The 13,275-nt window shown below is 66.9% G+C and carries 12 protein-coding genes and 1 pseudogene; 6 read left to right on the top strand and 7 right to left on the bottom strand.

What is annotated here, in order from left to right; all coding sequences use genetic code 11:
* From C5F48_RS08705 to iscR, 3 genes and pseudogenes are all read right to left on the bottom strand, one after another.
* Positions 1-410 (bottom strand): annotated as a pseudogene (locus C5F48_RS08705) (Fe-S cluster assembly protein SufB); the annotation flags it as partial.
* Between the two features lie 42 nt (positions 411-452).
* On the bottom strand, positions 453-1,499 hold the full coding sequence (locus C5F48_RS08710; protein ID WP_107663519.1) for a cysteine desulfurase family protein: 1,047 nt from the start codon (positions 1,497-1,499) through the stop codon (positions 453-455).
* 25 nt (positions 1,500-1,524) lie between these two features.
* Positions 1,525-1,998 (bottom strand): Fe-S cluster assembly transcriptional regulator IscR, encoded by a 474-nt coding sequence (iscR, locus tag C5F48_RS08715; RefSeq protein WP_107663520.1) that lies wholly within the window; start codon positions 1,996-1,998, stop codon positions 1,525-1,527.
* A gap of 142 nt (positions 1,999-2,140) precedes the next feature.
* Here iscR and C5F48_RS08720 point away from each other — a divergent pair, with 142 nt between their 5' ends.
* The 6 genes from C5F48_RS08720 (at position 2,141) to typA (ending at position 7,796) form a co-directional block, all read left to right on the top strand.
* Positions 2,141-2,800 carry an alpha/beta hydrolase gene (locus C5F48_RS08720; RefSeq protein WP_107663521.1) on the top strand — a complete coding sequence of 220 codons (660 nt, stop codon included), beginning with the start codon at positions 2,141-2,143 and terminating at the stop codon, positions 2,798-2,800.
* Positions 2,797-3,390, top strand: a complete 594-nt coding sequence (locus C5F48_RS08725; RefSeq protein ID WP_107663522.1) for an HD domain-containing protein — start codon at positions 2,797-2,799, stop codon at positions 3,388-3,390. Before C5F48_RS08720 ends, C5F48_RS08725 begins: the two co-directional genes overlap by 4 nt.
* The gene (locus C5F48_RS08730) at positions 3,387-3,737 is read left to right on the top strand and encodes a hypothetical protein (RefSeq protein ID WP_107663523.1); all 351 of its coding nucleotides are present in this window, start codon (positions 3,387-3,389) and stop codon (positions 3,735-3,737) included. The genes C5F48_RS08725 and C5F48_RS08730 overlap by 4 nt, the downstream gene beginning before the upstream one ends.
* A gap of 84 nt (positions 3,738-3,821) precedes the next feature.
* Positions 3,822-5,036 carry an NADP-dependent isocitrate dehydrogenase gene (locus C5F48_RS08735; protein WP_107663524.1) on the top strand — a complete coding sequence of 405 codons (1,215 nt, stop codon included), beginning with the start codon at positions 3,822-3,824 and terminating at the stop codon, positions 5,034-5,036.
* Positions 5,037-5,266: 230 nt separating this feature from the next.
* Entirely contained in the window at positions 5,267-5,869 is a 603-nt protein-coding gene (locus C5F48_RS08740) for a YitT family protein (protein ID WP_107663525.1), read from the top strand.
* 109 nt (positions 5,870-5,978) lie between these two features.
* The gene (gene typA / locus C5F48_RS08745; RefSeq protein WP_107663526.1) at positions 5,979-7,796 is read left to right on the top strand and encodes a translational GTPase TypA; all 1,818 of its coding nucleotides are present in this window, start codon (positions 5,979-5,981) and stop codon (positions 7,794-7,796) included.
* 81 nt (positions 7,797-7,877) lie between these two features.
* Here the strand turns inward: typA and C5F48_RS08750 are convergent, their stop codons facing one another.
* The 4 genes from C5F48_RS08750 to recA all read right to left on the bottom strand — a co-directional run bounded on the left by C5F48_RS08750 (position 7,878) and on the right by recA (position 13,101).
* Positions 7,878-8,672, bottom strand: coding sequence for a class II glutamine amidotransferase (locus C5F48_RS08750; protein ID WP_107663527.1), 795 nt, complete (start codon positions 8,670-8,672; stop codon positions 7,878-7,880).
* Between the two features lie 273 nt (positions 8,673-8,945).
* Positions 8,946-9,236, bottom strand: a complete 291-nt coding sequence (locus C5F48_RS08755) for a DUF1330 domain-containing protein (protein ID WP_107663528.1) — start codon at positions 9,234-9,236, stop codon at positions 8,946-8,948.
* Between the two features lies 1 nt (position 9,237).
* Positions 9,238-11,886 (bottom strand): alanine--tRNA ligase, encoded by a 2,649-nt coding sequence (gene alaS, locus C5F48_RS08760; RefSeq protein WP_107663529.1) that lies wholly within the window; start codon positions 11,884-11,886, stop codon positions 9,238-9,240.
* A 141-nt stretch (positions 11,887-12,027) separates the two neighbouring features.
* Positions 12,028-13,101 carry a recombinase RecA gene (gene recA / locus C5F48_RS08765; RefSeq protein ID WP_107663530.1) on the bottom strand — a complete coding sequence of 358 codons (1,074 nt, stop codon included), beginning with the start codon at positions 13,099-13,101 and terminating at the stop codon, positions 12,028-12,030.
* Between the last annotated feature and the right edge of the window lie 174 nt (positions 13,102-13,275).

Consider the following 13,275-nt stretch of genomic DNA (forward strand, 5'->3'; position numbering starts at 1 on the left):
AGCATCTGCTCCTTCAGCGGGATGCCGAGCTTGGCATAGGTCGCCAGCAGCTTGGGGTCGACCTCGTCCAGCGACTTCGGCTTGCCCTCCATGCTCTTGGGGCTCGCGTAGTAGTAGATGTCCTGGTAGTCGATGTCCGGGTAGTTCAGCATGGCCCAGCGGGGCTCCTGCATCTGCAGCCAGCGGCGATAGGCGGTCAGCCGCCACTCCAGCATCCACTCCGGCTCGCCGTTCTTGGCCGAGATCAGCCGCACGATGTCCTCGTTCAGCCCCTTGGGGGCGAAGTCCATCTCGATCTCGGTGTCCCAGCCATACTTGTACTTGCCGGACATCGCATGGACGGTCTCGATCGTCTCCCGGTCGACGCCTTCGCGGACCTCGGGAACGTCGATCTCTTCAAGTGCTGTCATCGGTGTCAATCTCCGTTCCTGTGCGGGGCTATCCCCTGTTCCTTACGCGGCCCGCGCCCGGTGCCTCGCCCGCGCGGCGCGCCAGGCGTCGGCGAAGCGCATCACCTCGGCCTCTGTCGTCATGGGCCCCAGCGAGACCCGGATCGCCGACGCGGCGGCGACCTCGTCGAAACCCATCGCCTTGAGTACGCGGCTGGCGCGCACCTTCCCCGACGAGCAGGCCGAGCCCGCGGAAACCGCGAAACCGGCAAGGTCCATCTGCATCACCTGCGTTTCGCCCTTCCAGCCCGGCGTGACAAGGCACAGCGTGTTGGGAAGCCGCATCGCGTCTTTCCCGACAGAAATAGTTCCTTTCTCGTCACCACACAATGCCGAATCTAGAATATCTCTAAGTTGCGCAACTTGTTCCCAGACGCCGGCGGAAAGATCGCGCGCCGCCGCCTCGGCCGCCGCGCCGAAACCGGCGATGCCGATCAGGTTCTCGGTGCCGGCGCGACGTCCCATCTCCTGCCCGCCGCCTTTCAGCTGCGCCGGAACGTCCAGCCCCCGCCGCAGGATCAGTGCGCCGATCCCCTTCGGACCGCCCAGCTTGTGCGCCGAGATCAGCGCCATGTCGCAGCCGAGCCAGTTGAAGGCGAAGGCCACCTTGCCGAAGGCCTGCGTCAGGTCGCTGACCGCCAGCCCCTCCGGCAGCGCCTGCATCACCCCCGTCTCGGAATTTGCCAGCTGCAGCGCGCTCCGCGCCGGATCGGTCACCGCCACCCGCCCCGACGCATCGACGGCGAGCGAAGGTTCGCACCAAGCGGCTACCGCCTCGTGCTCCAGATCGGCACAGACGAGGCCCCGCCCGGCGCAGGCCAGCGCCGCCGCTTCGGTCGCGCCGGAGGTGAAGACGATATCCGCCCCCTCGGCCCCCAGCGCCGCGGCGATCTGCCCGCGCGCCCGCTCCACCAGCGCCTTGGCCGCCCGCCCCTCGGCATGGACCGAGGAGGGGTTGCCCACGAGGTCCATCGCCTCGATCATCGCCGCCCGCGCCTCGGGGCGCAGCGGCGTCGTCGCGTTCCAGTCGAGATAGCCGCGCGTCACCATCCCCGCGCCTCCGGTCCCCGCCGCCTCACTCCTCGTCCACCACGCGGAACAGCGCCGGCACCGCCGGACAGGGGCGCATCTCGTTCTTGATCACGTCCGACAGCCGGGTCTGGTGCAGGAAAACATAGACATGCGCCGAAAGCCCCTCCCAGAGCCGATTGGTCAGCGACTGCGCCCGGCTGCCCGAGACGCCGCCATTGGCCCCCGCCCCGGTATGCATCGCGTTCACCGTCTCCTCGACCGCCTCCATGATCTCGCTGACCCGGATCGAATCCGCCGAGCGCGCCAGCCGGTAGCCGCCGCCCGGACCCCGCACCGCCTCGACCAACCCGGCGCGGCGCAGCTTGACGAAGAGCTGCTCCAGATAGGGCAGCGAGATGTCCTGCCGCCGCGACACTTCGGCCAGCGACACCAGCCCCTCGTCCGGGGTCTTCTTCTGGGCCAAGGCCAGATCGGCCAGAGCCACCATCGCATACCGTCCCTTGGTCGACAGTTTCATCGCAGTCTCCGCCCAAATCCATTGACGCCAAGCGGCAGGCCGCTTAACTCCTCTACACTTCCGGGGCGCCCTGCCCTTTGGAACCGTTCTAAGTTCTCCGACCGATTTCGTCAACAATCGTCGGACAAGAAAGAGGCGAGCGATGCCCGAAGTCATTTTTGCCGGCCCCGAAGGTCGGCTCGAAGGTCGCTATCATCCGCAAAAGGAACGAGACGCCCCCATCGCCATCGTGCTGCACCCCCATCCGCAGTTCGGCGGCTCGATGAACAACAAGGTTGTCTACAACCTGCATTATGCCTTCTATCGCCTCGGCTTCACAGTGCTTCGCTTCAACTTCCGTGGCGTCGGACGGTCGCAGGGCGAATACGACCAGGGCATCGGCGAATTGTCCGACGCGGCCTCTGCGCTCGACTACCTGCAGTCGATGAACCAGAACGCCAAGCACTGCTGGGTCGCGGGCTTCTCCTTCGGGGCCTGGATCGGCATGCAGCTCCTGATGCGCCGCCCCGAGATCACCGGCTTCATCTCGGTCTCGCCGCCGGCCAACATGTATGATTTCTCCTTCCTCGCGCCCTGCCCCTCCTCCGGCCTGATCATCAACGGCACCGCCGACCGGGTGGCCCAGCCGAAGGATACGGTGACGCTGGTGAACAAGCTGCACGAGCAGAAGGGCATCAAGATCACCCACGAGCAGATCGAGGGAGCCGACCACTTCTTCAAGGACGAGGAAGCCCATATGACGCCGATGATCTCGACCGTGTCGAGCTATGTGAAGCGGCGGCTCACCGAGGCCTCGCGTTGACCGACCGGCTGGAGGCCCAGTTCGCCTTCCTGAACGAGGCCGACAGGCTGAAATCGGTGCTGCGCGCCACCACGCTCTGCGACGGCTCGCGGCGCGAGAATTCGGGTGAGCATTCCTGGCATCTGGCGCTCTACGCGCTAGTGCTGGCCGATCAGGCCGGCCCCGGCGTCAACATCGACCGGGTGGTCAGGATGCTGATCCTGCACGATCTGGTCGAGATCGACGTGGGCGACGTGCCGATCCATTCGGCGAATGGCGCGGCGCATGGCTCGGAGGCCACGCTGGTCGCCGAGGCCCGCGCCGCCGACCGGATCTTCGGCCTGCTGCCGCCCGACCTCGGCGCCGAACTGCGCGCCCTCTGGGCCGAGTTCGAGGCCGCCGAAACCCCCGACGCCATCTTCGCCAAATCGCTCGATCGGGTGCAGCCGGTGATGCACAACATCGAAAGCGGCGGCGGCACCTGGACTGAATATGCCGTCACCGCCGAGCAGCTCGAGGCCCGCGTCGGCGCCAAGATCGCCCGCGGCGCCCCGCGGCTCTGGGACTATGTGAAGGCGCGCAGCGCCCGTTTCTTCAAGGTATCCGCATGACCCCGCAGTACGACCCCGCCCTTGACGACGAGGCCCTGAAGCAGCTGCTGGAAGACGGCGCGCTCTCCGTCGGCTCGCTCGACGCTCTCGCCCATCTCGCCGGCCGGCTCGAAGCGCTCGACGAATGGGTGCACACGCTGGAAGTGACCGAATGCCGCGGCGAGCGCGAGGTGGGCCGGATCGACCTCTCGATCATGGGGCTCGACGGCGAGGACGAGTGGGATGTGCCGCTGGAACCCGCGCGGATGCGGGCGCTGCTGCAGGACAAGCTCGCCCGGATGCGCGAGACCGGCGCCGCCTTCCGCTTCGATCTCTGGCTCGGCGAAACCGCCGAAGACCCCGCCTGAACGGTATACCGCCGCATACAACTCTTTCCAATTCCGGTGGGATCGGCTATGTCCGGGCCACCGCAACCAGCCTCAGGAGGCCTCATGTCGAAGATCAAGGTAGCCAACCCCGTCGTCGAGCTCGACGGCGACGAGATGACCCGGATCATCTGGGACTTCATCAAGCAGAAGCTTATCCTGCCCTATCTCGACATCGATCTGGCCTATTACGACCTCGGCATCGAGGAGCGTGACCGCACCAACGACCAGATCACCATCGACGCGGCGCATGCGATCCAGAAGCACGGCGTCGGCGTGAAATGCGCCACCATCACCCCGGACGAGCAGCGGGTCGAGGAATTCGGCCTGAAGCAGATGTGGAAATCGCCGAACGGCACGATCCGCAACATCCTCGGCGGCGTGATCTTCCGCGAGCCGATCATCTGCAAGAACGTGCCGCGTCTGGTGCCGGGCTGGACCCAGCCGATCGTCGTCGGCCGCCACGCCTTCGGCGACCAGTACCGCGCGACCGACTTCCGCTTCCCGGGCAAGGGCAAGCTGACGATCAAGTTCGTCGGCGAGGACGGGACCGTCATCGAGCGAGACGTGTTCGACGCGCCCTCGGCCGGCGTGACCATGGCGATGTACAACCTCGACGACAGCATCATCGATTTCGCCCGCGCCTCGATGAACTACGGCCTGGTCAAGGGCTGGCCGGTCTATCTCTCGACCAAGAACACCATCCTCAAGGCCTATGACGGCCGCTTCAAGGACCTGTTCCAGAAGGTCTATGACGAGGAGTTCGCCGACAAGTTCAAGAAGGCCGGCATCACCTACGAGCACCGGCTGATCGACGACATGGTGGCCTCGGCGATGAAATGGTCGGGCGGCTATGTTTGGGCATGCAAGAACTACGACGGCGACGTGCAGTCCGACACCGTGGCCCAGGGCTTCGGCTCGCTCGGTCTGATGACCTCGGTGCTGATGACGCCGGATGGCAAGACGGTGGAGGCCGAGGCCGCCCATGGCACGGTGACGCGGCACTTCCGCCAGCACCAGCAGGGCAAGCAGACCTCGACCAACTCCATCGCCTCGATCTTCGCCTGGACCGGCGGCCTGAAGCACCGCGCCAAGCTCGACGACAACGCGCAGCTCCTGCGCTTCGCCGAGACGCTTGAGAAGGTGACTGTGCAGGCGGTCGAGGACGGCCACATGACCAAGGACCTGGCGCTGCTGGTCGGCCCGGACCAGAAATGGCTGACCACCATCGGCTATCTCGAGAAGGTCGACGAATACCTGAACAAGGCCCTCGTCGGCTGAGAAGACACAGGGCGGCCCCGATGCGGGCCGCCCCCTCCCATTTCACCTTGCCTAAATATCCCACGGGGTGATGAGCGAGGTGAAATCCTCCAGTGGAGGATTTCAGCGAAGAACGCCCGGCCCGTGGCCGGGCTGGGGGGCGTGAAGCGCCCGGCGCTCCCCGACAGGCGCGACCTCTCCAAACCGCGCCAAAGTTTCGCAGAAACTTTGTCCCCGTTCCGAGTTCCCCGATGACCGATCCCGCCCGCCACAGCCTCACCGAAGACGCGCAGGCGCTGGCCTATGGCGCGGGGATGGCGGCCTTCGGCATCACGCTCCTTACGCATCTCGGCCTCGTCACCGGCCAGACCGCCGGGCTCGCCGTGCTGATCTCCTACGCCACCGGCTGGGGCTTCGGCCCGGTGTTCTTCGTGATCAACATCCCCTTCTACTGGATCGGCTACCGCCGCATGGGCTGGCAGTTCACGCTGAAGACCTTCCTCGCCGTCGGCCTGCTCTCGGCCCTCAGCCTCTGGATGCCCGGCTGGGTCAGTTTCGCCAGCCTGAACCCGATCTTCGGCGCCATCCTGTTCGGCGCGGTCTCCGGCTCGGCGCTCTTGGCGCTGTTCCGCCACGGCGCGAGCCTCGGCGGCGTCGGCATCCTCGCCCTCCTCCTGCAGGACAAGACCGGCTTCCGCGCCGGCCATACCCAGCTCCTGTTCGACGCCGCGCTCTTCGCCGTCGCGGCGACGCTGCTCGACTGGCGCACCGTGGCGCTGTCCTTCCTCGGGGCGCTGGTGGTGAACCTCGTCATCGCCATCAACCACCGCCGCGACCGCTATATCGCCACCTGAGCCGGAAATCTGCCGCCCGCGATGCTGCCGGTGCGAAGACCTCTGGTGTTTTCGGGGCTTCTCCTGTAACGCCGCCCCAACTTCTGACAAAACCAAAGAGAGTCCCCCGATGGAGCTTCGCAACATCGCCATTATCGCGCACGTCGACCATGGCAAGACAACCCTGGTGGACGAGCTGCTCAAACAGTCCGGCGCCTTTCGCGACAACCAGGCCGTCGCCGAACGGGCGATGGACAGCAATGACATCGAGCGCGAGCGCGGCATCACCATCCTCGCCAAATGCACCTCGCTCGAATGGGCGGGCAAGCGCATCAACATCGTCGACACCCCCGGCCACGCCGACTTCGGCGGCGAGGTGGAGCGGATCCTGTCGATGGTCGATGGCGTGGTGCTCCTCGTCGACGCCGCCGAAGGCCCGATGCCGCAGACCAAGTTCGTCACCGCCAAGGCGCTGGCCCTCGGCCTGCGCCCGATCGTGGTGCTGAACAAGGTCGACAAGCCGGACGCCGAGCCCGACCGCGCGCTGAACGAGGTCTTCGACCTCTTCGCCAACCTCGGCGCCGATGACCACCAGCTCGATTTCCCGGTGCTCTACGCTTCGGGCCGCTCCGGCTGGGCGGACGAGGCGCTGGACGGCCCGCGCAAGGACCTCTCGGCCCTCTACGAGCTGGTGCTGCGCCATGTGCCGCAGCCCAAGCAGCTGTCGCGCCGCGACGAGCCGTTCCAGATGCTGGCGACCACGCTCTCCGCCGACCCCTTCATCGGCCGCATCCTGACCGGCCGCGTCGAGGCCGGCACGCTGAAGGCCGGCGACACGATCAAGGCGCTGCACCGCGACGGCGAGAAGATCGAGCAGTTCCGCGTCTCCAAGGTCCTCGCCTTCCGCGGCCTGTCGCAGACCCCGATCGATCTGGCCGAGGCCGGCGACATCGTCACCCTCGCCGGCATGTCCAAGGCCACCGTGGCCGACACGCTCTGCGACCTCTCGATCGACGTGGCGATCCCGGCGCAGCCGATCGACCCGCCGACCATCTCGGTCACCTTCGGCATCAACGACTCGCCGCTGGCCGGCAAGGACGGCTCCAAGGTGCAGTCCCGCGTCATCCGCGAGCGGCTGATGAAGGAGGCCGAGATCAACGTCGCGATCAAGGTCACCGACTCGCCCACCGGCGATTCCTTCGAGGTCGCCGGCCGCGGCGAACTTCAGATGGGCGTGCTGATCGAGAACATGCGCCGCGAGGGCTTCGAGCTCTCGATCTCGCGCCCGCGCGTGCTGTTCCAGGAGATCGACGGCGTCCGGCACGAGCCGATCGAGGAAGTCACCATCGACGTGGATGACGAATTCACCGGCGCGGTGATCGAGAAGCTGACCGGCCCGCGCAAGGGTGATCTGGTCGAGATGAAGGCCGCGGGCGCCGGCAAGACCCGGATCATCGCCCATGTGCCCTCGCGCGGCCTGATCGGCTATCACGGCCAGTTCCTGACCGACACCCGCGGCACCGGCGTCCTGAACCGCGTATTCCACGAATGGGCCCCGCACAAGGGCCCGATCGAGGGCCGCCGCGCCGGCGTGCTGATCTCGATGGAAAGCGGAACCTCGGTCGCCTATGCGATGTGGAAGCTGGAAGACCGAGGCCACTTCTTCATCGGCGTTCAGGAAGCGGTCTACACCGGCATGATCATCGGCGAGCACAACCGGGACAACGACCTGGAAGTGAACCCGCTGAAGGGCAAGCAGTTGACCAACGTCCGCGCCTCCGGCACCGACGAGGCCGTGCGCCTGACGACGCCGGTTAGGCTCTCGTTGGAGCAGGCCATCGCCTATATCGACGATGACGAGCTGGTCGAAGTGACGCCGAAGAACATCCGCATGCGCAAGCGCTACCTCGACCCCCACGAGCGCAAGCGCCAGTCGCGCGCCAGCTGAGCCGCCGACGCCCGAAAACCAGAAGGCCGCGCCCAGAGCGCGGCCTTTGTCTTTTGTGGCATGGTTCGCGCCGCCCGCCGCCTAGGCCGCGGCGCGGCGCGCCTCGGGCAGGAAGGGCTCCACCGTCACCGCCTCGCCCTCGAAGGTGCAGAACGACCCCGGCGCCACCGCCTGCCAGTCCCCCTCGTCGCTCTCCAGGGGCTCCGACACCACCGCCCGGCCCTGCCGCCGCGCGCTCCAGCGGTGATAGAGTGTCGGCGCATGCTCGTCGCTGGCATAGCGCACCGCATGGAGCCGCTCGCCATCCGACAGCGCCGCCGTCAGCCGCAGATGCGGGGCGCAGCCCTTCTCGCGGCTGATCGTCTCGAAGCGCCGCACCGCCCGCTCCAGCGCGCCCTTGGGGTCCTCCGCAAGCCCCTCGGCCAGGGCGACCAGAAACAGGGCCTCACTGTCGGTCGCGCCGCGCCGGTGCGGGTAGAGCCCGTCCGGCACCAGCATGTCGGCATCGCGGCGGAAACTGTCATAGCCGCCGACCTGCCCGTTGTGCATGAAGCTCCAGCGACCAACCGCGAAGGGATGGCAATTGTTGCGGCTGGTCGCCGTGCCGGTCGAGGCGCGGACATGGGCGAGGAACAGCCGCGACTTCACCTGCGCGGTCAGGCTGCGCAGGTTCGGGTCCGACCAAGCCGGCAGCACGTCGCGGTAAAGCCCCGGCTCGGGCCGCTCGCCGTACCATGCGATGCCGAAGCCATCGGCATTGATCGCCGTCTTGCATTCGGTGGCGCAGTGGCTCTGGTGGATCAGGGAATGTCCGGGGCGGCTGACGATCTCCTCGAGGAAGATCGGCGCGCCGATGTAGGCGGCCCAACGGCACATCTCAGAAAGCCCCCGCTCGAAGGCCCGAAGTCACAAAAGCCTGCCCGTTCATCGCTGCCCCGGTTCTTGTTTGGCCAAGCATAGCAAAGCCCCGAACCGCAGGCATCATCAAAACGTCACAGACCGGAGCCCCCAATCATCATCTCGGCCCAAAAATCCCACGGGGGTGGAGTGCGGCAAGGATATCCTCCGGTGGAGGATGTCCCGCGCGGAACGCCCGGCCCCTGGCCGGGCTATGGGGCGTGAAGCCCCCGGCGGGTAGCCGCCAGAGCCTCACTCGGACTCTTCGACCACCACCAGATCGCGCACCGAGGCGCCGCGGGCATTGTCCAGCGCCGCCTGATACTCGGCCGAGTTGTAGCAGGCCACCGCCGCCTCCAGCGACGGAAAGCGCGCCACCACATTGCGCGAGCGGTCACGCCCCTCGAGCTGCACATGCCGCCCGCCGCGGGCGAGGAAAACCCCGCCATGCGCGGCAATGGCCGGCCCCGCGCCTTTGGCGTAGAGCGCATAGGCCTCCGCGTCGGTCACCTCGACATTCGCGATCCACAATGCCGTCGCCATCTCAGCCTCCGATCACGGCTTCCGCCGCCTTCACTGCCGCTTCCGCTTGCGAGGCATCCGCCGCCCCGGCCTGCGCCATGTCCGGACGGCCACCGCCGCCCTTGCCGCCAAGCGCCTCGGCCGCCGCCTTCACCAGCGTCACCGCCGAGATCCGGTCGGTCAGATCCGCCGTGACACCCGCCGCCAGCGCCGCCTTGCCGCCGGTGTCGGAGATCAGCAGCACCGCGCCCGAGCCGACCCGTGCCTTCATCTCGTCGATCAGCCCCGGCATGTCCTTGCCGGCAACGCCCTGCACGATCTGCGCGAGGAACTTCACCCCGCCGATCTCCTTGGCCTCCGCCGCGGCGCCGCCACCCATCGCGGCCTCGCGCCGCAGCTGCGCCACCTCGTTGGAGAGCTGCCGCCGCTCCTCGACCAGCGCCTTCACCCGGTCGACGACCTCCGCCGGCGCCGCCTTCAGCGCCCCGGCCACCTCGGCCAGACGCTTCATCTGCTCGTTGAGATAGGCCAGCGCCCCCTCGCCGGTCAGCGCCTCGACCCGCCGCACACCGGCGGAGGAGGCGGAATCGCCGAGGATCACGCAGAGCCCGATATCGCCCAGCCGCGCCACATGGGTGCCGCCGCAGAGCTCGAGGCTGTAGGTCCGCCCGTCGGCGCCCTTGCCCGAGCCCTCCTGCACGCCCATCGACACGACGCGCACCTCGTCGCCGTATTTCTCGCCGAACAGCGCCTGCGCCCCCAGCGCCCGCGCGTCGTCGGGGGTCATGATCCGGGTCTCGACGGCGCCGTTCGAGCGGATGAAGCCGTTCACCTCGGCCTCGACCTGCGCCAGTTCCTCGGGCGAGAGCGCCTTGGAATGGCTGAAGTCGAAGCGCAGCCGGTCCGGCGCGTTGAGCGAGCCGCGCTGAGCCACATGGTCGCCGAGCGCGCGCCGCAGCGCCTCGTGCAGGAGGTGCGTCGCCGAGTGGTTCGCCCGGATCGCCGAGCGCCGCGCGTGATCCACCACCAGCGAGGCGCCCTGCCCCTGCCGGATCTCGCCCTCGGTCACTTCGGCGAAATGGATGAACAGCCCCTGACCCTTCTTGGTGTCGGTGATCCGCGCCACGCCGCTGTCGGTCTTCAACAGGCCGGTGTCGCCCACCTGTCCGCCCGATTCCGCATAGAACGGCGTCTGGTTCAGCACGATCTGCACCGTGTCGCCGGCCTTTGCCACATCGACCGCGCCGCCCATGACCAGCGCCAGAACCTGACCCTCGGCCGTCTCGGTGTCATAGCCGAGGAATTCGGTCGCGCCGTGCTGCTCGGCCAGATCGAACCAGATCGCCGCATCCTTGGTCTCGCCCGACCCGGCCCAGCTGGCGCGCGCCTTGGCCTTCTGCTCGGCCATCGCCGCGTCGAAGCCCTCGGTATCGACCGCCAGCCCCTTCTCGCGCGCCGCGTCCTGCGTCAGGTCGAGCGGGAAGCCGTAGGTGTCGTAAAGCTTGAAGGCCGCGGCCCCCGGCAGAGCCTGCCCCTCGCCAAGACCCGAAACCTCATCCTCCAGCAGCTTCAGACCGCGGTCCAGCGTCTGGCGGAAGCGAGTCTCTTCCAGCCGTAGCGTCTCCTCGATCAGCGCCTGCCCGCGCTGCAGCTCCGGATAGGCCCCGCCCATCTGCCGCACCAGCGCCGGCACCAGACGGTGCATCACCGGGTCCTGCGCGCCTAGCTGATGCGCGTGGCGCATCGCGCGGCGCATGATCCGCCGCAGCACATAGCCACGCCCCTCGTTGGAGGGCATCACCCCGTCGGCGATCAGGAAACTGGTCGAACGCAGGTGGTCGGCGATGACGCGGTGATGCGTCTTGCCGGGGCCGTCCGGGTCCGAGCTCGTCGCATGGGCCGACGCCTCGATCAGCGCGCGCATGAGATCGGTGTCGTAGTTGTCGTGCTTGCCCTGAAGCAGCGCGCCGATCCGCTCCAACCCCATGCCGGTGTCGATCGACTGCGACGGCAGCGGCGTCATCGACCCGTCGGGATGCTGCTCGTTCTGCATGAAGACGAGGTTCCAGATCTCGATGAAGCGATCGCCATCCTCGTCGGCCGAGCCGGGCGGTCCGCCCCAGATCTTGTCGCCATGGTCGAAGAAGATCTCGGTGCAGGGGCCGCAGGGGCCGGTCGGGCCCATCATCCAGAAGTTGTCGTTGGTCGGGATGCGGATGATCCGGTCATCGGTCAGCCCGGCGACCTTCTTCCAGATCGCCGCCGCCTCGTCATCGGTGTGATAGACGGTGACCAGCAGCCGGTCCTTCGGGATGTCGAAATCCTTGGTCAGCAGCTCCCAGGCGAAGGGGATCGCCTCGTTCTTGAAATAGTCGCCGAAGCTGAAATTGCCCAGCATCTCGAAGAAGGTGTGGTGCCGCGCGGTATAGCCGACGTTGTCGAGGTCGTTGTGCTTGCCGCCCGCGCGCACGCATTTCTGCGCGGTGGTGGCGCGCTTGTAGTCGCGGGTCTCGACCCCGGTGAAGCAGTTTTTGAACTGCACCATCCCCGAGTTGGCGAACATCAGCGTCGGGTCGTTGCGCGGGACCAGCGGCGAGCTGTCGACCACGCGATGGCCGTTGCGTTCGAAGAAATTGAGAAAGGTGGAGCGGATATCGTTCAGCGACGGCATGCAGGGCCCCCATGTCAGGCGGATGGCGTGTTCGGCGTTCCGTTTAGCCCTGCCGGCGGGGGCTGTCCACCGCGACCGCGCCGCGCCATGCAAAAGGGGCCGGCGCTTCTGCGTCCGGCCCCTCGCTCGCAGCTTCGCTGCTTACATGTCGACGATTTCATCGTCCTTGCCGCCCTCGGGCGCGCTGAAGTCCAGACCGTGCGAGGCGCGGATCTTCTCCTCGATGTCGGCGGCGACCGAAGGGTTCGACTTCAGGAAGGTCTTGGCGTTCTCGCGTCCCTGGCCGATCCGCTCGTCGCCATAGGAATACCAGGAGCCGGATTTCTCCACCACGCCGGCCTTCACCCCCAGATCGACCAGCTCGCCGACCTTGGAGATGCCCTCGCCATACATGATGTCGAATTCGACCTGCTTGAAGGGCGGCGCCACCTTGTTCTTCACCACCTTCACCCGGGTCGAGTTGCCCACCACATCCTCGCGCTCCTTGATCGAGCCGGTGCGCCGGATGTCGAGCCGGACCGAGGCGTAGAATTTCAACGCGTTGCCGCCGGTGGTGGTCTCCGGGCTGCCGAACATCACCCCAATCTTCATGCGGATCTGGTTGATGAAGATCACCATGCAGTTCGAACGGCCGATCGAGGCGGTCAGTTTGCGCATCGCCTGGCTCATCAGCCGGGCCTGGGCGCCCATCTGCATGTCGCCCATCTCGCCCTCGATCTCGGATTTCGGCGTCAGCGCCGCCACCGAATCGACCACGATCAGGCTTACCGCGCCGGAGCGCACCAGCGTGTCGACGATCTCCAGCGCCTGCTCGCCGGTGTCGGGCTGGCTGATCAGCAGTTCGTCGAGGTTCACGCCCAGCTTCTTGGCATATTGCGGGTCGAGCGCATGTTCGGCGTCGACGAAGGCGCAGACGCCGCCCTTCTTCTGCTCCTCGGCGACCACATGCAGGGTGAGCGTGGTCTTGCCCGAGCTTTCCGGCCCGTAGATCTCGATGATGCGGCCCTTGGGCAGGCCGCCGATGCCCAGCGCGATGTCGAGCCCCAGCGAGCCGGTCGAGGTCGCCTCGACATCCATCACCGGGTTGTTCGCGCCGAGCTTCATGATCGAGCCCTTGCCGAACTGCCGTTCGATCTGTGCCAGCGCGCTTTCCAGCGCCTTCGCCTTGTCCATCTCGCGCTTTCCGTTCAAATCGAGGAGGTTCGCCGTCGCCATGTCCTGATCCTTATTCCACAGCCGCGGGTGCGCAGCAATCGTTCCTGGTGTTCCCCAAGTGTTCCTGCCGTTATGCGATCAAAACGGGAACAATACAACTGTTTTCTGGTGAATCCAGCTTTTTCAGAAAAGAGTTACGGTCTAGTTTACGCCGGAGGCCGGAAGCGGTTGCGG

Source organism: Cereibacter changlensis JA139, from assembly GCF_003034985.1.
Taxonomy (GTDB): domain Bacteria; phylum Pseudomonadota; class Alphaproteobacteria; order Rhodobacterales; family Rhodobacteraceae; genus Cereibacter; species Cereibacter changlensis.

What these genes read in the sequence shown, in the direction of transcription:
- C5F48_RS08710 (WP_107663519.1), bottom strand. Translation starts at nt 1,499, where the DNA reads ATGGTGACGCGCGGCTATCTCGACTGGAACGCGACGACGCCGCTGCGC.
- iscR (WP_107663520.1), bottom strand. Translation starts at nt 1,998, where the DNA reads ATGAAACTGTCGACCAAGGGACGGTATGCGATGGTGGCTCTGGCCGAT.
- C5F48_RS08720 (WP_107663521.1), top strand. Translation starts at nt 2,141, where the DNA reads ATGCCCGAAGTCATTTTTGCCGGCCCCGAAGGTCGGCTCGAAGGTCGC.
- C5F48_RS08730 (WP_107663523.1), top strand. Translation starts at nt 3,387, where the DNA reads ATGACCCCGCAGTACGACCCCGCCCTTGACGACGAGGCCCTGAAGCAG.
- C5F48_RS08735 (WP_107663524.1), top strand. Translation starts at nt 3,822, where the DNA reads ATGTCGAAGATCAAGGTAGCCAACCCCGTCGTCGAGCTCGACGGCGAC.
- C5F48_RS08740 (WP_107663525.1), top strand. Translation starts at nt 5,267, where the DNA reads ATGACCGATCCCGCCCGCCACAGCCTCACCGAAGACGCGCAGGCGCTG.
- typA (WP_107663526.1), top strand. Translation starts at nt 5,979, where the DNA reads ATGGAGCTTCGCAACATCGCCATTATCGCGCACGTCGACCATGGCAAG.
- C5F48_RS08750 (WP_107663527.1), bottom strand. Translation starts at nt 8,672, where the DNA reads ATGTGCCGTTGGGCCGCCTACATCGGCGCGCCGATCTTCCTCGAGGAG.
- C5F48_RS08755 (WP_107663528.1), bottom strand. Translation starts at nt 9,236, where the DNA reads ATGGCGACGGCATTGTGGATCGCGAATGTCGAGGTGACCGACGCGGAG.
- alaS (WP_107663529.1), bottom strand. Translation starts at nt 11,886, where the DNA reads ATGCCGTCGCTGAACGATATCCGCTCCACCTTTCTCAATTTCTTCGAA.
- recA (WP_107663530.1), bottom strand. Translation starts at nt 13,101, where the DNA reads ATGGCGACGGCGAACCTCCTCGATTTGAACGGAAAGCGCGAGATGGAC.